This is a genomic window from Desulfovibrio cuneatus DSM 11391, assembly GCF_000430005.1.
In the GTDB taxonomy this organism is placed as follows: domain Bacteria; phylum Desulfobacterota; class Desulfovibrionia; order Desulfovibrionales; family Desulfovibrionaceae; genus Frigididesulfovibrio; species Frigididesulfovibrio cuneatus.
The window spans coordinates 1-19,803 of record NZ_AUCY01000019.1; the positions used below are offsets into that span (position 1 = coordinate 1).

At 50.8% G+C, this 19,803-nt stretch carries 18 protein-coding genes, 1 tRNA gene and 1 pseudogene; 10 read left to right on the plus strand and 10 right to left on the minus strand.

The window, feature by feature from the left end; genetic code table 11:
- Nucleotides 1–1,177, plus strand: a 1,177-nt coding sequence (locus tag G497_RS16910) for a glycosyltransferase family 2 protein (protein ID WP_034636860.1), incomplete at its 5' end; no start/stop codon positions are given.
- Between the two features lie 177 nt (nucleotides 1,178–1,354).
- On the opposite strand, the gene G497_RS0105640 is transcribed toward G497_RS16910, so the two are convergent.
- The 3 genes from G497_RS0105640 to rsfS are packed head-to-tail and all read right to left on the minus strand — an operon-like array spanning nucleotide 1,355 to nucleotide 3,506.
- A complete protein-coding gene (locus tag G497_RS0105640; RefSeq protein ID WP_027187428.1) occupies nucleotides 1,355–1,591 on the minus strand; it encodes a hypothetical protein in 237 nt (78 codons plus the stop codon).
- Nucleotides 1,588–3,123: a 2,3-bisphosphoglycerate-independent phosphoglycerate mutase gene (gene gpmI / locus G497_RS0105645; protein WP_027187429.1), complete on the minus strand. Its 1,536-nt coding sequence runs from the start codon at nucleotides 3,121–3,123 to the stop codon at nucleotides 1,588–1,590. Before gpmI ends, G497_RS0105640 begins: the two co-directional genes overlap by 4 nt.
- 2 nt (nucleotides 3,124–3,125) lie before the next feature.
- Nucleotides 3,126–3,506 (minus strand): ribosome silencing factor, encoded by a 381-nt coding sequence (gene rsfS / locus G497_RS0105650; RefSeq protein WP_027187430.1) that lies wholly within the window; start codon nucleotides 3,504–3,506, stop codon nucleotides 3,126–3,128.
- Nucleotides 3,507–3,964: 458 nt separating this feature from the next.
- Between rsfS and G497_RS0105660 the strand changes: the two genes are divergently transcribed.
- Nucleotides 3,965–4,348, plus strand: a complete 384-nt coding sequence (locus G497_RS0105660; RefSeq protein WP_027187431.1) for a hypothetical protein — start codon at nucleotides 3,965–3,967, stop codon at nucleotides 4,346–4,348.
- Nucleotides 4,349–4,618: 270 nt separating this feature from the next.
- Nucleotides 4,619–4,695: transfer RNA gene (locus G497_RS0105665), tRNA-Pro, on the plus strand.
- A 521-nt stretch (nucleotides 4,696–5,216) separates the two neighbouring features.
- Here G497_RS0105665 and G497_RS0105675 read toward each other — a convergent pair.
- The 3 genes from G497_RS0105675 to G497_RS0105685 form a co-directional block, all read right to left on the minus strand.
- Nucleotides 5,217–5,651, minus strand: coding sequence for a RipA family octameric membrane protein (locus G497_RS0105675; RefSeq protein ID WP_027187433.1), 435 nt, complete (start codon nucleotides 5,649–5,651; stop codon nucleotides 5,217–5,219).
- The gene (locus tag G497_RS0105680) at nucleotides 5,648–6,058 is read right to left on the minus strand and encodes a TIR domain-containing protein (RefSeq protein WP_027187434.1); all 411 of its coding nucleotides are present in this window, start codon (nucleotides 6,056–6,058) and stop codon (nucleotides 5,648–5,650) included. Before G497_RS0105680 ends, G497_RS0105675 begins: the two co-directional genes overlap by 4 nt.
- An 80-nt stretch (nucleotides 6,059–6,138) precedes the next feature.
- The gene (locus G497_RS0105685) at nucleotides 6,139–6,687 is read right to left on the minus strand and encodes a S24 family peptidase (RefSeq protein ID WP_169726974.1); all 549 of its coding nucleotides are present in this window, start codon (nucleotides 6,685–6,687) and stop codon (nucleotides 6,139–6,141) included.
- Nucleotides 6,688–7,364: 677 nt separating this feature from the next.
- On the opposite strand from G497_RS0105685, the gene G497_RS16915 reads away from it, so the two are divergent.
- From G497_RS16915 to G497_RS0105725, 7 genes are all read left to right on the plus strand, one after another.
- A complete protein-coding gene (locus tag G497_RS16915; protein WP_034636863.1) occupies nucleotides 7,365–8,189 on the plus strand; it encodes an acyl-[acyl-carrier-protein] thioesterase in 825 nt (274 codons plus the stop codon).
- Nucleotides 8,171–9,184, plus strand: coding sequence for a GTP 3',8-cyclase MoaA (gene moaA, locus G497_RS0105695; RefSeq protein ID WP_027187436.1), 1,014 nt, complete (start codon nucleotides 8,171–8,173; stop codon nucleotides 9,182–9,184). The genes G497_RS16915 and moaA overlap by 19 nt, the downstream gene beginning before the upstream one ends.
- 168 nt (nucleotides 9,185–9,352) lie before the next feature.
- Nucleotides 9,353–9,658, plus strand: a complete 306-nt coding sequence (rpsF, locus tag G497_RS0105700; RefSeq protein ID WP_027187437.1) for a 30S ribosomal protein S6 — start codon at nucleotides 9,353–9,355, stop codon at nucleotides 9,656–9,658.
- Nucleotides 9,659–9,922, plus strand: coding sequence for a 30S ribosomal protein S18 (gene rpsR, locus G497_RS0105705; protein WP_027187438.1), 264 nt, complete (start codon nucleotides 9,659–9,661; stop codon nucleotides 9,920–9,922). It begins immediately after the preceding gene.
- Between the two features lie 9 nt (nucleotides 9,923–9,931).
- Nucleotides 9,932–10,450, plus strand: a complete 519-nt coding sequence (gene rplI, locus G497_RS0105710; protein WP_027187439.1) for a 50S ribosomal protein L9 — start codon at nucleotides 9,932–9,934, stop codon at nucleotides 10,448–10,450.
- Between the two features lie 76 nt (nucleotides 10,451–10,526).
- Nucleotides 10,527–11,873, plus strand: a complete 1,347-nt coding sequence (dnaB, locus tag G497_RS0105715; protein ID WP_027187440.1) for a replicative DNA helicase — start codon at nucleotides 10,527–10,529, stop codon at nucleotides 11,871–11,873.
- Nucleotides 11,874–12,359: 486 nt separating this feature from the next.
- On the plus strand, nucleotides 12,360–13,883 hold the full coding sequence (locus tag G497_RS0105725; RefSeq protein WP_027187441.1) for a histidine kinase N-terminal 7TM domain-containing diguanylate cyclase: 1,524 nt from the start codon (nucleotides 12,360–12,362) through the stop codon (nucleotides 13,881–13,883).
- 120 nt (nucleotides 13,884–14,003) lie between these two features.
- On the opposite strand, the gene G497_RS0105730 is transcribed toward G497_RS0105725, so the two are convergent.
- From G497_RS0105730 to lon, 4 genes and pseudogenes are all read right to left on the minus strand, one after another.
- A complete protein-coding gene (locus G497_RS0105730) occupies nucleotides 14,004–15,002 on the minus strand; it encodes an HD-GYP domain-containing protein (protein WP_027187442.1) in 999 nt (332 codons plus the stop codon).
- 4 nt (nucleotides 15,003–15,006) lie between these two features.
- Nucleotides 15,007–16,419, minus strand: coding sequence for a pyruvate kinase (gene pyk, locus G497_RS0105735; RefSeq protein WP_027187443.1), 1,413 nt, complete (start codon nucleotides 16,417–16,419; stop codon nucleotides 15,007–15,009).
- Between the two features lie 224 nt (nucleotides 16,420–16,643).
- The gene (locus tag G497_RS0105740; protein ID WP_027187444.1) at nucleotides 16,644–16,940 is read right to left on the minus strand and encodes a hypothetical protein; all 297 of its coding nucleotides are present in this window, start codon (nucleotides 16,938–16,940) and stop codon (nucleotides 16,644–16,646) included.
- Nucleotides 16,941–17,077: 137 nt separating this feature from the next.
- Nucleotides 17,078–19,544, minus strand: a pseudogene (lon, locus tag G497_RS16920) (endopeptidase La).
- Nucleotides 19,545–19,803 lie beyond the last annotated feature (259 nt).

The window sequence follows — 19,803 nt, forward strand, 5'->3', positions numbered from 1 at the left end:
CAAAGCGTGCCTGGAAAGCCTGGCCCGGCATACTCCTGCTGGGGTGGCAGAGGTGATTGTGGTGGATAATGGTTCCACCGATGAAACAGCGCATGCTCTTGCCCCACTGGGAAAACAGTTGTTTGGCAACTTGTTCACCCCCATTCGCTGGGAAGAAAACAGAAACTTTGGGCCAGCGTGCAATGCCGGGGCCGAAGCGGCCCGTGCCCCCATGCTGTTTTTTTTGAATAACGATACGCTTCTTACCCCCAACTGGCTGCCCCCTTTGCTGGAAGCGTTTGACGCTAACCCCAGGCTGGGAGCTGTTGGTCCATTATTGTTGTATGAAAATGGTACGGTACAGCACATGGGGGTAACTTTTGCTCCGCCAAATTGTGTGTTTCACTTGTACGCCCGCTTTCCCTCTACCCATAGGGTGGTAAGACAAAAAAGAAGGTTGCAAGCTATTACAGGTGCAGCGCTTATGGTGCCTCAACAGCTATTTCAGGCGTGTAACGGTTTTTTTGCTGATTACCGTAATGGGTTTGAAGATGTGGAACTTTCCTTGCGCATTCGCCAGCAGGGGTACACTTTGGAGTGCATTCCTTCGTCAACCATTTATCACCTTGAAAGTCAGACCCCCGGGAGGCAGAATGGTAATGACTTTAATTCCCGCTTATTATTTTCCCGTTGTTCTCATGATTTTTTTGTAGACATTCATCGCCACGCCTTACGCGATGGGTTTGTGGTAACGGTGGATGATGCGCTTTGCCTAAGCGTGAAAGTGGGAAAAGAGGAAAGTGCGGAATTATTTTCCATGGTGAAAGGCAAAAGCCTGGAAGATTTGTACTCGCTCGTCAGTCTAAACCCACTGTGGGTAGAAGGGCATGTTGCCTTGGCGCAGAAGCTGGAGGCAGCTACAGCGCTTAAAGAAGCAGCCTGTATATGGGCAAAAATTTCAAATAGCGTAAGCAGCCTACCGGTGCTGGAAAACGCCATGAGGCTTGCCAAGGCTGTGGACCATACCTCGCTGTTGGAGCAGGTTTTAATGCGGCATCAAATGTTATGCGAAATGAACAGCACACCCGAGCGAGCAAAAATTCATTGCAAGCAAGTGCTGCGCAAAGCACAAAGCACCAATGACAAGGTTCTGGAAAACTTGTATACGGAAGCGCTACGTAGGTTTGAAGTTATGTAGTAGGGGGTAAATTTTTTCAGAATGCCGCACAATACTCATTTGATATTTCAGAGTAAGGTTGCATTTATTTTTAGGCATAAACCAAAGGGAAGCAACTGGCAGGTGCCGTTGCTTCCCTTTGGTTTATAGCGGTGTTCCCAGGTAGAGCCATGCTTATGCACGGGCTGTTCACACGGGCTACATATAATCAGTGTCTATGGCGGCTTGTCCGTCTTGCAGCATCAGTTTTATGAACTGCACAGAGTGTTCATCCACCGGCACAATAGGAAAGCGTTGGCGGCACACATCGCAATTGAGCATGGTGGGGGAAAGGGGGGAAACCACAGGCATTTCATTGTTACAAAACGGGCAGGCGTAAAAAAACACCAGCTCCATGCTTACCGGCTTTACCGGGTCTATGGGGCGTGAACTCATGCTTTCTCCCAAAGGCTTTCACCTGTCATGGCTGTTGGTTTTTCCATACCCCACAAGTCAAGCAAGGTGGGGGCAATGTCCCCCAGTTTACCACCTGGCCGCAGGCGTTTTTCCGGGCCGTTGTCCAGCACCACAAGGCGTACAGGGTTTTTACTGTGGGCTGTTTGCATGTTCCCTTGGGGGGTGAGCATTTCTTCTGCATTGCCGTGGTCGGCTGTAATAAGAATGCGCCCACCTGTGGCGGCAACGGCCTGCATTACTTTGGCAACGCATGCGTCCACCACTTGGCAGGCTGTTTCCACCGCAGGAATATTGCCCGTGTGCCCTACCATGTCCAGGTTGGCAAAATTGCATACAATAAAATCGTATGTGCCACTATTCCAGGCGGCCAGCAATTTTTCTGTAACCTCGGCAAGGCTCATTTCCGGCTTTTGGTCGTACGTTGCCACTTCCTTGGGGGAAGGGACAATAATACGGTCTTCCTCGGCAAAGGGCTCTTCTTTGCCACCATTAAAAAAATAGGTCACGTGGGCATACTTTTCTGTTTCGGCTAAGCGCAGTTGGCGCAGCCCAGCTTGCGAAACTGTTTCCCCCAGGGTGCCGCTCATGTCTTGCCGGGTAAAGGCACAGGGCACAGGCAGGGTGGATTCATAGGCTGTCATGGTGGCAAAGGCTGCCAGGGCAGGCACGTTGCCGCGCTCAAACCCATCAAATGTGGCGTCGGCAAAGGCATGGGTGAGTTGCCGGGCCCTGTCTGCCCGAAAGTTCAGGAAAAAGAGGGCATCGCCATTCTTCACTGTGGGCAATGTGCCATCTGGCAGGGGCAAAATGATGGGCTTGATAAATTCATCCGTCACTCCCGCTGCATAGGCGCTTTCCAATGCTGCCACAGGGTCGGTTGCCTGTTCGCCTTGCCCATGTACCAACACATTCCAGGCCAGGGCCGTGCGTTCCCAGCGTTTGTCCCTGTCCATGGCAAAGTAGCGCCCAGTGAGGGTGGCAATGTGGACTCCATCAGTGCAGTAAGGCAAAAGCTGGCGCACAAAGGCCGCCCCGGAAGTGGGGGCTGTGTCCCTGCCATCCATAAACAAATGCAGGCGCACAGAAAGGCGCTTTGCCTTGGCAGCTTCAATGCAGGCCAGCAAGTGATTGATGTGGGAATGAACGCCCCCGTCAGAAAGGAGCGCCATAAGGTGCAGGGCACCGCCACTTGCCACGGCGGCATCCATGGTGCTGGCAATAGCGCTGTTGCTGGCAAAGGTGCCGTTTTCAATGGCAACATCTATGCGGGTAATGTCTTGAAACACCACGCGCCCGGCCCCAATATTCAGGTGCCCTACCTCGGAATTGCCCATAAACCCTTTGGGCAGGCCAACCTCACGGCCGGAACAGGCCAGTAGTGTGCCTGCCGGGTGGGTGGCAAGCATGTGCAAGGTGGGTGTTGCCGCAAGGGTTACTGCATTGCCTGGACCTTCCGGGGCCTGGCCCCAACCGTCCAGAATAAGCAAAAGGGTGGGGGTAGGGCGGGCCATAGTTACACTCCTTCCCGCTGGTCCGCTATGGTAATGGCTTTGGGCCACAGGGTATCTAAGTTGTATTCGGCACGGGCCTCAGGCTGCATAATGTGCACCATGATATCGTTGAGGTCGAGCAAAATCCACAGGGCATTCTGAAAGCCTTCCATGCGTAATTGCTCAAATTTGTTTACAAGGCACTGATCCGAAATAAATTCCGCAAGCCCCTGGGCATGGCGGGCAGATGTGGCGGTAACAATGCAGGTGGCCTCGGCAAGGCTATGGCAGGTGGAAAGGTCCAAGGCAAGCAGGTCTTTCCCTTTCTTTTCTTCTGCCCAGGCTATGATGTGTTGCAACTTTTCGAGAGTTGGCATTTTTGTGTAACGCGCAGGTTTTGTCATGAATCCTCAAACTGGGGGGACTAAAGGTGATTAATAGGGGGGCTGCACTATGAAATTGTTAAGCAATACTCACAAGGCAGCAAACAGGTTGGCGCAGTCCTGCGGAAATGTTGGGCATGGGCTACGCAAACGCAAAAAAGAATATAACGCATTTACCAAGGGGATGCAATTCACTTGAAGGCATATGCTGGAATGGCGTTTTGTGGAAGGTTTTGGGTGGGTTTGGGCAACAGGTTGAGCGTTTTGGCGGGTTGCATTACACCTCGGAACGGGCTACTATTTGTAACAGGAACGTGTGGAAGATGCCCATGCGTTGGGAATGCCCTTGCTGTGCTCTATTTGTAGAAGAGGTTGTTTGGTGGCATTGCCCGCAGGTGAGAAAAACAAGCCGCATGTTTGCTTTTACGGTGCATATACCTATGCGCTGGAACCATTGCAACCGGAAAGGATGATGCGAGATGGCCCACACTGTTTTTACTCAGGAATGGTTGGATGCCCAGTTTCCCGCAGACCGTGCAGACGCTTTTTTTGATGCCCTGTTTGGCGGGGCAGAAGAGGGTGCCTACGATATTCGCTTGTGCTATGTTGGCAGTGGTAAAGGGTGTGCCGATTTTGCTTTTGAACTGCACCAGCGCCCCGGCAAATGCCTTGTGTGCAGCCTTACCTATGGCCTGCCACAGGTGTTTACCCGCCACCCCATTATTAATGTAAGGGGGCTGGCTGCCCAGGTGGCCCAGGCCCTTGGCAAGGCGCCGCAAGCTGCATCGTTCAGCCTTGGGGCAACTCAGGAAATTTCAGCAGAGGTGCATCGGGTCCCCTTGCGCATCACCTTCTCCGATTAATGGCCTTTTTGCCTTCTGCCTGCGTCAGGTTCGTTCCATGCGACGCTCATGTATGTCTCTATACACATCGCTCCGCACGGAACTTCCCTTTCTTGGCAGAAGGCAAAAATACTCATTAATCGGTGTGCCCTGATTCACCTCCTGAATAGTGGCACATAGAGTCTATTTCCAAGGATATATGCTGCACGGACGCCCAAATTCCCCTTGCCATAAATAGTAAGCTGGTGTAATTTTTCGTTCTTCGCACTGCCCAAACGGGCACAGGCGCATCGGGATGTGGCTCAGCATGGTAGAGCACTGCGTTCGGGACGCAGGGGCCGGAGGTTCGAATCCTCTCATCCCGACCAGCAATTTTAAGGACTTACGGTTAACTCCGTGAGTCCTTTTTTTGTTGGGGACATATTTTGGCAAGTTCGGGATTGCTTCAACTGCTGTGTAGTATGACAATAGCGTTACTAAATAAAAATCACACAAAAAAAAGCCACAAGGGGGCGGGAGATAGCCGAGAGGGCTAAGCGAAGTATACGGGAGAGCTGTGGTAGGGGGGAATAATATCGGTTACATCATCAATACATAAAAAAATGGAGGAGTAACAAATGCCATTATTTAAAAAAAAACCAATTGTTGTTTTTGCCACACAATGGTTTCCAGGAAGCATAGACGCTAGAGTACGGAAAGCGCTTCAAGGGGATGCCTCTTGGGAAATGTGCCCAAGTTGTGGTAAGGAAATAGGAGAGCACGGTGTATGCGATACCCTTGAAGGTAAAATGATAGCTTGCCCTAGCGATTGGATAATCACAGGCATTAGGGATGAGTGTTACCCTTGCAAGCCAAGCGTTTTTCAGAAAACGTATGAGTATGTTTCTCCTTAAATAAACAGGTGTCCTAAAAAAATTACTGTAATAAGGCAGGCAAATAATTTAGGGATAATCTTTTCATTTTCCGACAACTTAGAATACTTGGGGTCTTGCTTTAAGAAACCCCACTCGCATGACAGACAGTCATGCTTTAACTCTTTCTCTAGTTCTAAAATAATTTTAAACTTTGCAGAATTGAGTTTTTTATAAGATTCGATAGTTGAGAGCCAAGCCTTGCAGATTAAGAGAGAAAAAAGCCAAAGCGCAATCAGGGTATATGTTCTGTTTATAGCAAGCGTGGAACTACTGAGAACCACAGCAATCAGTGAGGTCATTGCTGAAGCAACACCAATGAAGAAGCTGTTCGTTTTCAGTCTGCGTTCTGTAACCTTCTCTGCAAGGTCAAGGCAAATCTTATATTGCTCAATAGACCTTTCGTAGCTCATAGGGAATGTCTTCTTATTGCTGCCACAACTGACGATGCATTCCACCCAACTGTTTCTGTTGCTGCGCTGTCTGCAACAGTGGAAATAGACTGGCTCCCCCAAGGGCGTACGGCAATTATTGGCTTATTGTACTGTTGGTTTGCAATGCGAATTTCTTTTTCCATCCATTTACTGTGAGATGCATATACACCAGCCATTATAACAATTGCGTGGCATGGTTGCATTTGGTTTGCTATTGCTTGTGCTAAGGCGGCATCTGTTCGGGCGCCGTAAATAGGGTCATCTTTAGGCACAGAATAATCTTTAAACGAAAAGTATGGAGTTTCCCTAAGCAAGCTAAGTAGGCTATTGTAGTGATTTGAGTGTGCCCATGAATGACTAAGGAAGAGATTGTAGACCTTGCTCATGTCGTTCTCCTTTAAGATTATAAAGTAAGTTAGTGCCAGCTTCGTCAAAAAAGTGAAATTTTCGTGCGCGGTGCACGCCTCTACCTCTCGCTTACATCACCCCACGCCCACACTACCCGGCCTAGAATGGCCCTGTTTAAGTCGTCTTCGTAGTCGCTTTCCAGGTAGAACATTTCTGGCGGGTTTTCTGCCACGTTGTCTGAATAGAACGTGATGCGGGTTTGGCGGGCCACCTTATCGAGGTCTACCTTTACCCGTTTTACTTTGGTGCTGCCGTCTGGCTCTGCCACAAGGTACATGCGCCCCGGCCTTGGGTTGCTGTTTTCGCCCCTGTCCACCAGCACAATGTCGCCGGGGGCCAAGGTGGGCAGCATGGACGTTGACCCTTTGGTAATTTTTACCGCCATGAGGTTGGAGCGCAAGCGTATGGAAGGCTCGTTGCGGTACACCAGGAACCAGTTTTGAAATTCTTCACATTGCACTATGCCCGGCCCGGCCCCGGCTTCTGAACACAGGGGCACGGCAAGGTAGTCGTCTGGAATGATGGTGGGCAGCCCTTCGCCAGCATTGATAACCTTGGCGTTGACGAAGTGGACGTTTTTGGCGGGGGATATTTTGTTTCCAGGCAATAAAAGCTCACCACCCAGCCTGCCGAACCAATCTAAGACTGCGGTGTATTGTGTGTCTGAGCCTTTAAGGAAATTGAATAGCTTAGTAGCTTGGGTTTGTGGCAACCCAAGAAAACGCGCCATATCAACGCGGGTTGCGAATGGCTTCCCTTGTCCTATCTGGCTTTCAAAGAATTCTTTCAGCTTAGTAATATTATCCATAATCTACTATTAGCAAGTTGGCTAATTTATGCAAATTGTTTATTCGCTAATTATATTGGCTTGCAACTTTCGAATGAACTAAAATGCGGGCATAAATATCACCGAAAGTGCAAAAATAATAATGAAGGCAAGGGGAATTACTCAGAAGCAGCTTGCTAAAGAGGTTGGAATTCACCCTATCCCCAAAGGCCATTTAATCAGTGTTTCCTCAATTCATTGGTAATCTTTTGCCACTAAAAGAACTTTTTCTGCACATACTTGAGGTATATTCCTTTTGCGCAATATATTTTGTGAATGAATGCAATGTATTAATTGATGTATTCAGTTTTGGTGCTCTTTTTTGCTTTCTTCCTTTTTTAGAGTATGGTAGCCCCCATATGCAGGTGCATGTGGGGGCGCGGTGTTGTTGTAGCAACTGGAACACACCGTTATTTTATTGCCCCGGCATATGCCAAGCTTCATCTCAGGGGGGATGGATGCACGTTTTTCATGAAACTTTCGCTATTCGTGGCTATGAAGCCGGGGGGCACGGGCGGGTTAGCCTGCGCACCCTGTGCAACTATATGGAAGAGGCTGCCGGAAAACATGCAGAAGCCCTTGGGTGCGGGCTGGATGCCATGCGTGAGCAGGGTATAACCTGGGTGTTGGCCCGCCAGCGTATTGAGCTGGGGTACATGCCAGCGCCAGAAGAGAACATGGTGGTACACACTTGGCCCGTGGGGGTTGAGCGCCTTTCCTTTCGCCGCGATTTTCATATGGAATGTAACGGGCACACTGTGCTTCGGGCTGTTAGCCACTGGGTGCTCATGAACGCTACCACCCGCAAGCTGGAAAAAATGCCGCCATGGGCACAAAGCCTTGCCTTTCCTCAGGCAGGCCTTGCCCTGGAAGCGGGTGACATTCGCATTCCCCCCGTACCTCTTGCTTTTCTTGCTGAAACGCCTGCTGTGGCAGGGAACGCAGTGGGCGTAAAAGAAGCGGCTGCTGCCTTGCCGGGCCCGGAATTTCCTGTGCGCCGTGCAGACATAGACAGCAATGGCCATGTGAATAACGTGCGCTATGTGGATTTTGCCCTGGAAGCGGCCCACTGCTTTTTTGCCAGCCAGGGGCAGGGCGTGGGTGAACGGGCGCTGGCTGGGCTGGATATTGTTTTTCGTGCAGAAGCGCTGTGGGGCGACACTGTTGCCTCTGCTAGCATGCCAGAACACCAAGTGCCGGGCAGGCTACTGCACGGGTTGTATCGTAAAAGTTCCGGGCAGGAATTGGCCCGAGTGAGGACTGTATGGAAACCGCTCCCCTAAAAGATGCCCATGGCCGCGTTGTGCGGTATGTTCGCCTTTCGGTAACAGACAGGTGCAACCTGCGTTGTATGTACTGCGCTCACCATATGGGCCTGGGTTTTATTCCGCATGATCTTATTTTGACCTATGAAGAAATGCTGACCGTGCTGGACTTGCTTGCTGCACGGGGGGTAGACAAAGTGCGCCTTACCGGGGGGGAGCCGTTTGTGCGCAAAGGGTTCATGGGGTTTGTGGAGCGCATTCGTGAACGCCACCCCAGCATGGACATTCGCATTACTACCAATGCCGTGCTGCTGGCCCCACATGCCGCGCGCCTGAAGGCACTTGGTGTGGGCGGGCTGAATATTTCATTTGATACGTTCAACCCGGAAACATTTCGGCATATTAGTGGTTCAAGCCTGTATGAAAAAGCCCGCCAGGGGCTTGAAGCGGCCCTTGAACACGGGGTGCGTGTAAAACTCAACGCCGTGGCCATGCGCGGTGTGAACGACCACGAATTGCCAGAATTCTTGGACTTTGCCCAAAAGCATGCCGTGGATGTGCGGTTTATTGAATATATGCCCCTTGGGGGCCGTGGCGGCTGGGATGAAGGGCGCTTCTGGCCTGCGGATGAAGTGCTGGCAACGGCACAGCAGTATGCCACCCTCACGCCCATTGAAGACTACCACGGCAAAGGGCGTACCGGGCCTGCCAAAATGTTCAGCATTGCAGGGGGTAAAGGGCGCTTTGGGCTTATTACCGCAGTGTCTTGCCATTTTTGTGCAGACTGCAACCGCCTGCGCGTCACCTCTGAAGGGAGCTTCCGAACATGCCTGTTTTCTGATAGCGAAGTGCCTTTCCGCGACTTGCTCCGCAGTGGGCCACAGGGAATTAAGGAAATGATGCGCCAACTGGAAGTGGCCGTACAGGCCAAGCCCCTTGGGTTCCAATTGCTCCAGCAGCGAGATAGGCAAGAAGCGGTTATCCAGCGCTCCATGTCTTCCATTGGTGGGTAAGCTATGCCGCCACAGTATGCCACCCTCGCAGGAACGGAAAAAGTTGTGCAACAAAACGAAACAAATTGGCGTTTCTCTAGTTGACAAGGTGGGGGTTGTTGCCTATACATTGCAGTTCCCTGCTCGCTTGATTTGTATAAGCGGGCCATATGTCCGAAGGAGAAAAGCATGAGAAAGTTTGAAACCTTGCTGCTTCTTTCCCCTGAGCTTTCCGCAGAGCCACGTACGGCTCTACTTGATGGCCTGAAGGCTATTCTGGAACGCGAAGGCGGCAAGTTGCTGAATGAAGACCACTGGGGCATGCGCGACCTTGCCTACCCGGTGCAAAAACAAATGCGCGGCTACTATGTTCGTCTTGAATATGCAGCCCCTGCAAAGCTGATTGCTGAACTTGAGCGCAATATCCGCATTACTGACGGCATTTTCAAGTTCATTACTGTCCGTCTGGCTGATTCTGTTGAGGAGGTTGCGTAAATGGCGATGAAGAAGAAGTTTTCCCCGCGCCGCAAGTTTTGCCGCTTCTGCGCAGACAAAGACCTGCCGCTTGATTACAAGCGCGCTGACATTCTGCGCGACTTTGTGACCGAGCGTGGCAAAATTATTGCCCGCCGCATCACCGGTGTGTGTGCGCACCACCAGCGCCTGCTTACCACGGAAATCAAGCGCTCCCGTCAAATGGCCCTTATGATTTACACAGCCACTCACGCAAGTGAAGTGCGCAAAAAAAGCATACTGTAGGGGGATGGCATGAAAGTTATTCTCCGCACCGACGTTGAAAAGCTCGGCAAATTGGGCGACCTTGTTGAAGTACGCGCCGGTTATGGCCGCAACTTCCTTCTGCCCCAGGGCTTTGCCATGCAGGCAACCCCTGCCAACCTGAAAGTGTTTGAGCTTGAGCGCAAAAAACTTCAGGCAAAAACAGAAGCCCTGCGCGGCGCTGCTGCAAGCCTTGCTGCGCAAATTGAAAAAGCCGTGGTTTCCATTGCCATGCGCGTGGGTGAAAACGACAAGCTGTACGGTTCCGTTACTTCTGCCATGATTACAGAAGCTCTTGCCGCACAGAACATTGAAGTTGACCGCCGCCGCATTCTGCTGGATAGCCCCATTCGTATGCTTGGCGACCACCCCATTCGTGTGCGCCTGCACGCAGACGTGGTGGCCCAGTTCACTCTGAGCATCGTTGCTGAACGCGCCGTTCATGCTGATGAGCAGGAGGTTGCAAATGCAGCCAACGAACAACTCGCCGAAGAGCAAACCGCTGAATAAGTCTACACGTACCGGCTTCCCCCGCAAGGGGGAGGCCGGCCCCGCAGGAAACACCGAACAGAACGCCTCGGAGGAAATGCTCCGCAACGTTCCGCCCCATAGTGTTGAGGCAGAACAGGCTGTTCTTGGCGGTGTTTTTTTAAAGCCGGAATCCCTTGACGTTATTGTGGACATGCTTTCAGATGAAGATTTTTATCTGCCTGCTCACAAAGTAATTTTTGAAGCCTTTCGCGACCTCTCCTTAAAAGATGCCCCGGTAGACCTGGTTTCCGTTGCTGAACAGCTTAAATCGCGTTCGCAACTTGAAATGGCCGGGGGTGCTGCCTACCTTGTGGACCTTACCCGCAGCATTGTAAGCGCCGCCAATGCGGAATATTACGCCGCCCTTGTGCGTGATAAGGCCATGGCGCGGCAGCTTATTCATTCTTGTGCCGATATTATTGCCCAGGGCTATGAGCCGGGGCAAGATGTGCGGGCGCTGCTGGATGAGTCTGAACAGGCTATTTTTGCTATTTCCCAGCGCAACTCCGGCAAGTCGTACAGAGATGCAGGGGAACTGACCCTGAAGGTTTTTGAAAACCTGCACGCCCGGCAAAATAACCGTGAGTTTGTTACCGGTGTAGCTACAGACTATACCAAGCTTGACCAGATGACAGCAGGCTTGCAGCCTTCCGACCTTATTATTCTTGCGGCCCGCCCCTCCATGGGGAAAACAGCCTTTGCCCTGAACATTGCCATGCGCGCTGCCATTCGGCACGAAGTACCTGTGGCTATTTTTTCCCTTGAAATGTCCATGGACCAGCTCATTATGCGTATGCTGTGCGCCTGGGGCAGGGTAGACGTTTCTCGCCTGCGCCGCAACTATTTGGACGATAACGACTGGCAAGGCTTGCTGGATGCTGCGGAAGTTTTTCGTAAAGCGCCCATTTACATTGACGACAGCCCGGCTCTTTCCCCCATTGAGTTGCGCGCAAGAATGCGCCGCCTGAAGCGGGAAAAGAACGTGGGGCTTGTTGTTATTGACTACTTGCAGCTTATGCGGGCCTCACGCAGAACAGATTCGCGTGAACAGGAAATTTCCGATATTTCCCGTAACCTGAAAGCCATGGCCAAAGAACTGAACATTCCTGTTATTGCCCTTTCGCAGCTGAACCGCAAGGTGGAAGAGCGTGCCGACAAACGCCCCATGCTTTCCGACCTTCGCGAATCTGGCGCTATTGAACAGGATGCTGACGTGATCATGTTCATTTACCGCGAAGCTGCCTACATGAAGCATGATGAACGACCCGCCGTGGACAAGGCAGAAATTATTATAGGCAAGCAACGGAACGGGCCTGTGGGCACGGTTGAATTAACCTATGTGCCCGCTTACACTGCCTTTGAAAACCTGGACGCTGCTTATGGCCCAGGGGCCGATTTGTAAGGAACGCTCGTGTATTTGGTTTGGCCGTTCCTTTTGCTCTAGTGGCGGGGGCCATGCCCCAATGGGGGCCATCAACGCCACGCCTTGTTGCTTTTAGGTTTGCAGTGCTTGCCACTGCCAAAAGTGAAATTGCCTAATACATCAAATTCCAGGTGCCATCTAAAAAACGCTGTCCTGCATTCCCTTGCAGGACAGCGTTTTTTCTATCATTATTTTTAGCGGACTCGCCTTATATTTTTTTGTATATTATCGTGAGGTTATTTTTTTAAGCGCACAAGCTGTTTGTGTAACATTTTACTTGAGAAGTCTTCTTTTTCAGCTTACATACAAACATGATTTTTGAATATCTTTGTTGGGTGTCTGTGTGTACCGTACGGTACCAAAGGCCCAATGCTTGAATGAAGCCACTGTGTTATTTTGGTACTCTTCTGCTTGCGGTTTGGTGTTCCGGATAACCCGTTTTTGTCGTATCACGGAAAGGACATAATGAGCATGTTATTTTTGTTGCTAACCGCTTTAGCCGCACTTGTAAGTTTTATGATTTGCTTTTTGGCTATTTATCGTAGCGACAGGCAAAAATCTGTCTATTTCAACCTGCTCTCTATTGCCATTGCCCTGTACCTTACAGGGAACTTTCTGGATTTTTCCAGCGCACAGGAAGCCTCTGTGGTGGGGGTGAAGGTCAGTTACCTTGGGGTTCCCTTCATACCTGGGCTTTGGTACCTGTGCGTACGGGAATTTTGTGGTGTTAAGGTGGAACGCCTTGGCATTGTGTTTGGCATAATGTTTGTTCCTTTCATTATTATGGTGCTGGCGTTTACCTGGGAACATAATGGCCTGCTGTTTTCCGGCTTTACTTTTCAAGCTTCCAACTACATAGGTCAGGCTGTTTTTGAAACAGGTCCTTTTTACCCCGTAAAACAACTGTATTTGTATTTTTTCAATGCGCTGGGGCTGTTTACTATTGTCACCCATTACATTAAGGGAACCAAGCGCTTTAAGAAACAAGCCATTTTCTTTTTTATTTCTGCCCTTATTCCCTTGTTTACCACAGCCACCTGGGTGGTGAACCTGGGGGATACCTGGGTGGATATTACACCCCTGTGCCTTGCTGTCGCCCTGGTTCTGTTTTTTTGGGGGCTGCAAAAGTATGGTATTCACAACGTGGCTTCCAGCCTGCGTGACGACGTGGTGGAACACTTGCAGGAAGGGGTGTTGTTGCTGGATAATGAAGGCGTGTATATGGATTCCAATATGGCATTTAACGCGCTGTTTCCCCAGGCAAGCCAAGTTCCCCTTGGTACGGAACTGGATGACATGACCTACCTTCCTTTCAACTTTTCCACCCTTACTTCGGAAGTAGGGGTGCGGGAATTTACCATGGATTTTGACGACTGTATCCGCACGTATAAAGTTTCTGTTTCTCCCATTAGCAGGGGGAAACAGTTAGTGGGGCACAGCGCCATTTTATATAATATCACCCCGTTGAAGAATATTATGTCTGCCCTGGAAGTGAAGGCCCATATAGACCCATTGACCACAGTGTATAACCGCGGCTTTTTTTATGAAAAAGGTCAATATGAAGTGCAGATGTCGTTACTGGCCAAGAATGCGTTGGGGGCAGTGTTTGTTGACCTCGACTTTTTCAAGAAAATTAATGATACCTACGGGCATGAATGTGGTGACTATGTGTTGCGTACCGTGGCTTTGGTAATGTCAGGTAACCTGCGTAACACAGATATTCTTGCCCGCTATGGGGGCGAAGAATTTTGTATTTTACTGCTCAATACACAAGCCGAGGGTGCCTTGCGCAAGGCAGAAGATTTACGCAAGAAAATTGAAGCCCACAGCTTTGAATACAATGGTTCCCGCATTCGGGTTACTGCCAGCCTTGGCCTTTCCATGTTGCAACTGGACGATGCCACTGACAACCTGGATAAACTGTTAAAGCGGGCAGATGAAAAATTGTATGAAGCAAAGCGTGGGGGCAGGAACCGTGTTGCGGTGTAACGAAAATGTTTGAAATGCTACTAGCCAAAGCCTTTTGAATTGGCTATGGCGCAAAAAAGCCAGGCCGCATATGCAGCCTGGCTTTTTTGTGTTTTGTGAATATGGAGAATGTGGGAAGGCCTACCCCATGGAGATACTGTTGGAAAGCAAGGCGGAGAGGAGGGCACCGGAGTAGGCAAGGTCAAACTGGGTGCGGGCCGCAGCAAGTTCTTTGGCCGCTTCAAGGGGGGGCTTTGCCGGGGCATAGGGCCTTTTTTGGAGCATGGCGGAAAACGCGTCGGCCACAGCGGTAAGCCTGCCAAAGGCGCTGATGTCTTTTGTTTTTTGTGGATACCCTGAACCATCCAGCCGTTCGTGGTGTTCCAGAGTTGCTTGGCGCATGGCGTCAAAGGGCAGGTCAAGCTTTAAGGCAATTTTATGGGCCAGCAGGGGGTGAGGGGTAATTTTATCCCGTTCTTCCACTTTCAGCGGTGTCGTTTTGGCGGTAATAAAGGCAGGCACCTTGCTCATGCCTGTGTCATGCAGCAGCAGGGCCAGGGCTGCCTGGTCAAATTCTTTCCGGCTTATTTCGTCCTTGCGGGTTTGCAAGAGCAGCCACAGCCCAAGGGAAAGGGTGTTCACAGAATGGGCGGCCAGGGAATGGTCCCCTGTATGCATACGGCGCAGAAAGTTTTTCAGTCGGTGTTTGTCTGTCCAGATAAATTCCGTTACCACCATGGCATTTTCATACAGCTGTTCATACACAGGGCGCACAGGTTGTTCAAAAAAATCTTGCAGGCGCAGTTGCAGGGCTTGAATGCAAATGTCTGCCGCTTCCCCCGGCTTAATATTGTTATCCACAAGAATCAGGTCGAGCTGCTTCACTATGTGCTGTGAATAAATGGGGTGGTCTGCGCGGGAAACGAACAAGTCTCCTTCGCCGCACAGTCGGTGCATTTCTTCCACTTGTTCATTGCTCAGGCGGTCGCCTTTTTTAGCAAAGTGCACAAGCTGGCGGATGGGTTCTTTGTAAACAAACAAATCCAGAGGTGGCCGGTATTTGGGGAAGCTGGAAAGGATATTACTGCTTATTTGGTAATATTCTTCTGCAATTTTTTCTAACGACTGTTGCTGTGCCATGCAGTTATTTCCTGTAAATCTTCACAAGGTTGGTGCCGCGGGGTTGTTCACCCAATTTTGGCTGGCCTGCGGTAATAACCACGTCGGTACCAGCGGCTATGCCGGGGTAAGTATCAACAAAAAATTCGGCACGTTCCAAGTGGCCAGGAATATTTTCCTGTACACCTTGGGGAATAACGCCCCAAGAAAAATTTAAATAGTGTAGCGAGGTACTGTTGGGGGTAAGCACATACACTGGCTGGCTTGGGCGTTGGGCAGAAAGTTTTCTGCCGGAAGAACTGGAAAGACTGTGGGCAACAATGGCACCTGCCCCAATTTTGTCTGCCAGCAGGCAGGCGGAATAGGAAAGAAAGTCCATGGCGCTGTGCATGTCTGGCATACAGGTGGGCTGCATTCTGCGCTCTTCCATCAGCTTCTCAGCTTCAGTGGCAATGCGGCGCATAAAAGAAACCGTTTCCACAGGGTAGTTGCCCATGGCTGTTTCTTCGGAAAGCATAACACAGTCTGCGCCATCCAGCACGGCATTGGCCACGTCGGTGGTTTCTGCCCGGGTGGGAGAGGGGTTGTTCACCATAGAAAGCAGCATTTGTGTGGCCACAATAACCGGCTTATGGGCCTGGTTGCAGGCCTTGATGATGCGTTTTTGCATGGCAGGCAGCACGGGCAGCGGGCATTCAATGCCAAGGTCGCCCCGCGCAACCATTATAATATCTGCTACGGCAAGAATATCTTGGAGCCTGTCTACCGCATTTTGCCGTTCCAGCTTGGCGCACACAGGAATATTGCGCCCCTGCGACTTGATAATGGCCTTTGCTTCCAGAATATCTTCCGGTGTTTGCACATAGGAAAGGGCCACAGCATCTACGCCAAGCTGTAATCCTTCCACCAAATCTTTGCGGTCTTTTTCGGTAAGGGCAGGTACTTTTATGGACTTGCCCGGCAGGGCAAGACCCTTGCGTGAAGTCACCAGACCGTCGTTGTCTGCCTGAATAATAAAGCAGCGGTCCTGTTTTTCCAGTACGTTGAATTGCAGGGTGCCATCTGCCAGCACCAGTCTGTCGCCCGGTTCAAGAGAACCGAGAATCTCTACTTTATCAAAGGGAATGAAGGGCATTTTCCCTGCATTTTCCGGTTTAACCGGGCCAAGGAAAGCAAGATCGCCTTTGGAAAAAGTAATGGACCCTTCTTCCAGCGTACCTATGCGAATTTTTGGGCCAGAAAGGTCTTGCATGATGGTAATAGGCAAGTCAAATTCGGCTTCAAGCTCCCGCAGGTTGGCAATAATATTTCGGAATTGCGAGGCTTCCCCATGGGAAAAGTTCAACCGGAATATATGCGCCCCTGCTGTGATAAGCTGGGAAAGAACAGACTTGCTGGTGCATGCCGGGCCGATGGTGGCAATTATTTTCGTTTTCATGGTATGGTCAGACCCCACTTCTATGAGTTTTTCAAGGCAATCACTGTATTCTGGGTAAACTCTCTGCATAGTAAAAGGTGAAAGCGGGAAGCAGGCAAAAGCGTTCTCTGTGCCAGTCTTGAAGGAGAATACCACAACAGCAGGCAGGGGAAAACCCCTGCAACATTTTATTTTTTAAGGCGCTTGCCAGGTGAGATGATACTTTGGGAATAAATCAGCGTTTCTTAACTCAGGCCGTACTCACGCTTCATATGCTCCACAAACAAGGGCAGTTTTTCTGCAAACGTGGCCGCAACCTCTTCCGTTACTTCAGCCCCCACAAAGGCAAAGCGTCCTTCCACTTCAACGCCCACCATGCCTGCCTGCACACCGCAGCGGCTGGCTTCCAGGTGGCAGTAAACTTCCCGTACCGGGTAGGTAATGCCCTTGGCCTGCAATGCGCGGCAAACGTGCTGCTGGGCTTGCAGGGTTTTATCGTGTTCCACGCTAATAATACGAATAAGGGGAATGAACGGCTTCATGGAATTTTCCTTATGAAGGCAGCTTAATTTTCCACCAAAAACACCGGATAAAGACGCTCTTTACCCGGTGTTTTTATCTGTTATGTTCTGTAAAAGGAAGCAATTTTGCTTGCTTTGGAAAGAGGCATCCGCTTTTTTTACGCCGAGGCGCGGCGCGTTGCCTTCTTTTTAGGTGTTATTTTTGTAAAAGCCAAGGCCAGAACTTCATCCAGGTTTTCCACCGGATGTACGTGTATTTTTGCCAGTAATTCCGCAGGAATATCTTCCAGGTCTTTGGTGTTCTGTTTGGGAATAATCACATCTGTGCGGTTATGGGCCACAGCAGCCAGTACTTTTTCTTTAATACCACCCACGGGCAGCACTTTTCCGCGCAGGGTTAATTTCCCCGGTCATGCACAGGTTTGCTGCCACAGGGGTTTCTGAAAGGGCGGAAATAAGGGCCGTTGCCAGGGTTACCCCGGCAGAAGGGCCGTCTTTTGGCGTGGCCCCGGCGGGCACGTGAATGTGTATATCCAGCTTGCTGTGAAAATCCGGGTCAATGTGCAGCTTCCGGGCCTGAGCACGGGCATAGCTTACAGCGGCCTGGGCGCTTTCCTTCATGACATCACCAAGCTGCCCTGTGAGCTGAATGCCCCCTTTGCCCTGCATGGTGGAAACTTCCACCTGCAACACTTCACCCCCTGCGGGTGTCCAGGCCAGGCCCACAGCAACCCCGGGGGCGGCTTCGGCTTCCAGGTCTTCATCCAAAAAGCGTGGGGCACCAAGCAAGGCATGCAGTTCTTTTTCGTCCACCACAAAAGGCCCTTTTGTACCAGATGCTTTTTTGCGGGCCAATTTGCGACACAGGGAGCCAATTTCCCGCTCCAGGTTACGCACGCCAGCTTCCCGGGTATATTCTCCAATAATGCGGTTCAGTACCGTATCATCAATAACCAAGTCATGGGGCTTCAGGCCGTTTTCGCTGGTTTGGCGGGAAAGCAGATACTTTTTGGCAATATTCAGCTTTTCTTGCTGGGTATAGCCAGGAAGGCGAATCAGCTCCATTCTGTCCAGCAAGGGGCGGGGAATGGTTTCCAGTACGTTGGCTGTGCAAATAAACATGACTTTGGAAAGGTCAAAGGGCATGTTCAGGTAGTGGTCGCTGAAGGTGTTGTTCTGTTCCGGGTCGAGCACTTCCAGCAGGGCGGAAGAAGGGTCGCCCCGGTAGTCAGACCCGATTTTATCAATTTCATCCAGCATAATAACCGGGTTGCGGGTGCCTGCCTGGCGTATGCTTTGAATAATACGCCCTGGCATGGCGCCCACATAGGTGCGCCGGTGCCCGCGAATTTCCGCTTCATCGCGCACGCCGCCCACGCTCATTCGTTGGAACTTGCGGCCAAGGGAGCGGGCAATGGAGCGCCCAAGAGAGGTTTTACCCACACCGGGGGGGCCAACAAAGCACAGAATGGGGCTTTTTGAATTTGGGTTCAGTTTCTTAATGGCCAGAAATTCCAGAATTCTGTCTTTGACTTTTTCCAGGCCATAGTGGTCTTCATTCAATATTGCCGCCGCTTTGGTAATGTTCAGGCGGTCTTTGGAAAGCACTTCCCACGGCAGTTCTGAAAGCCATTCCAGGTAGGTGCGAATAACGGTTGCTTCAGAAGATTCACCCGGCATTGCTTTGAGGCGGCGGAGCTGCTTGCGGGCTTCTTTTTCCGCATCCGGTGGCAGCTTGGCTTTTTTCAAAGCCTGGGCCAGGTCTTCAGTGTCGTCGTCTTCGTCCGCTGCCGTATCCCCCAGCTCTTTACGAATGGCTTTGAGCTGTTCGCGCAAAAAGTATTCCCGCTGGGCTTTGTCTATGCCTTCACGGGCAGATTCCTGAATTTGCGCTTGCATGGAGGCCACTTCCGCCTCTTTGCTCAGTAACTCATTGACCTTGCGCAGGCGTTCCACCGGGTTTGTGGTAGCAATAAGCTGTTGTGCTTCACTCAGGCGCAGGCGCAGGTTGGAAGCAATAAGGTCTGCCAGCCTGCCGGGGTGGTCAATGCTGGCCAGCACATTGGTAATGTCAGGCGAAGCAATGCCGCGCAAGGAAAGAATGCGCTCGCTCTGTTCCCTGGCAAGGCGCATAATGGCTTCCAGTTCAACGGAGGTCGGCACATCTTCCTGTTCTGGCAGGGTTTCCACCTCTGCTTCCAGGTAGGGTTTTTCCTGCACGATGCTTAACGCTTTTGCCCGGCTTACACCTTGCACCAGCAGTTTAATTCTGCCATCAGGCAGTTTGAGCATGCGCATAATCATGACCACTGTACCCACATCATACAGGTCTTCCGCGGTGGGGTTTTCCACGCGTTCGTCCTTTTGGGTCAGTATCATAAGGTAGCGGCTGCCACTTAAGGCTTTTTCCACTGCCAGGGCAGAAGCTTCGCGCCCCACAAAAAGGGGCATTATGGTATAGTTGAAGATAACAACATCGCGCACAGGCAGTACAGGGAGCCTGCTGGGAACTTCCAGTTTTTGGTCTTCTTTCGCTTCACCCAGGCCGGACTGTTCACCAGAAGCATGCAGGTCCAGGAATGCTGGGTCAGGAAGAAGGCTATTGGGGTCAAATGAGTTTGGCATGTGTTTTCTCGCTGTATGAATTTCTTATACAGTTTTGCTTTTGGCATGGCGTGTTTATGAGCAAAAGCCTTTTCACCTTCATGAGAGCAATTAACGGCGGTAGCCTGCTGCAAACACAAATACGTGTTTTGAGCAACTTGTGTGGCAGTGAAGGCAAGAGCCCATAGAGTATATAAGACAGAAAAAAGAATTGTCAAAAAAAAGATACAGCAGACCTTTAGCGGGCATGGGCCTTGCATTAGTAACTGCCAGATAATAT

What these genes read in the sequence shown, in the direction of transcription:
- G497_RS0105640 (WP_027187428.1), bottom strand. Translation starts at nt 1,591, where the DNA reads ATGAGTTCACGCCCCATAGACCCGGTAAAGCCGGTAAGCATGGAGCTG.
- G497_RS16915 (WP_034636863.1), top strand. Translation starts at nt 7,365, where the DNA reads ATGCACGTTTTTCATGAAACTTTCGCTATTCGTGGCTATGAAGCCGGG.
- gpmI (WP_027187429.1), bottom strand. Translation starts at nt 3,123, where the DNA reads ATGGCCCGCCCTACCCCCACCCTTTTGCTTATTCTGGACGGTTGGGGC.
- rpsR (WP_027187438.1), top strand. Translation starts at nt 9,659, where the DNA reads ATGGCGATGAAGAAGAAGTTTTCCCCGCGCCGCAAGTTTTGCCGCTTC.
- rplI (WP_027187439.1), top strand. Translation starts at nt 9,932, where the DNA reads ATGAAAGTTATTCTCCGCACCGACGTTGAAAAGCTCGGCAAATTGGGC.
- rsfS (WP_027187430.1), bottom strand. Translation starts at nt 3,506, where the DNA reads ATGACAAAACCTGCGCGTTACACAAAAATGCCAACTCTCGAAAAGTTG.
- G497_RS0105680 (WP_027187434.1), bottom strand. Translation starts at nt 6,058, where the DNA reads ATGAGCAAGGTCTACAATCTCTTCCTTAGTCATTCATGGGCACACTCA.
- G497_RS0105740 (WP_027187444.1), bottom strand. Translation starts at nt 16,940, where the DNA reads ATGAAGCCGTTCATTCCCCTTATTCGTATTATTAGCGTGGAACACGAT.
- G497_RS0105730 (WP_027187442.1), bottom strand. Translation starts at nt 15,002, where the DNA reads ATGGCACAGCAACAGTCGTTAGAAAAAATTGCAGAAGAATATTACCAA.
- G497_RS0105660 (WP_027187431.1), top strand. Translation starts at nt 3,965, where the DNA reads ATGGCCCACACTGTTTTTACTCAGGAATGGTTGGATGCCCAGTTTCCC.
- moaA (WP_027187436.1), top strand. Translation starts at nt 8,171, where the DNA reads ATGGAAACCGCTCCCCTAAAAGATGCCCATGGCCGCGTTGTGCGGTAT.
- G497_RS0105725 (WP_027187441.1), top strand. Translation starts at nt 12,360, where the DNA reads ATGAGCATGTTATTTTTGTTGCTAACCGCTTTAGCCGCACTTGTAAGT.
- rpsF (WP_027187437.1), top strand. Translation starts at nt 9,353, where the DNA reads ATGAGAAAGTTTGAAACCTTGCTGCTTCTTTCCCCTGAGCTTTCCGCA.
- pyk (WP_027187443.1), bottom strand. Translation starts at nt 16,419, where the DNA reads ATGAAAACGAAAATAATTGCCACCATCGGCCCGGCATGCACCAGCAAG.
- dnaB (WP_027187440.1), top strand. Translation starts at nt 10,527, where the DNA reads ATGCTCCGCAACGTTCCGCCCCATAGTGTTGAGGCAGAACAGGCTGTT.
- G497_RS0105675 (WP_027187433.1), bottom strand. Translation starts at nt 5,651, where the DNA reads ATGAGCTACGAAAGGTCTATTGAGCAATATAAGATTTGCCTTGACCTT.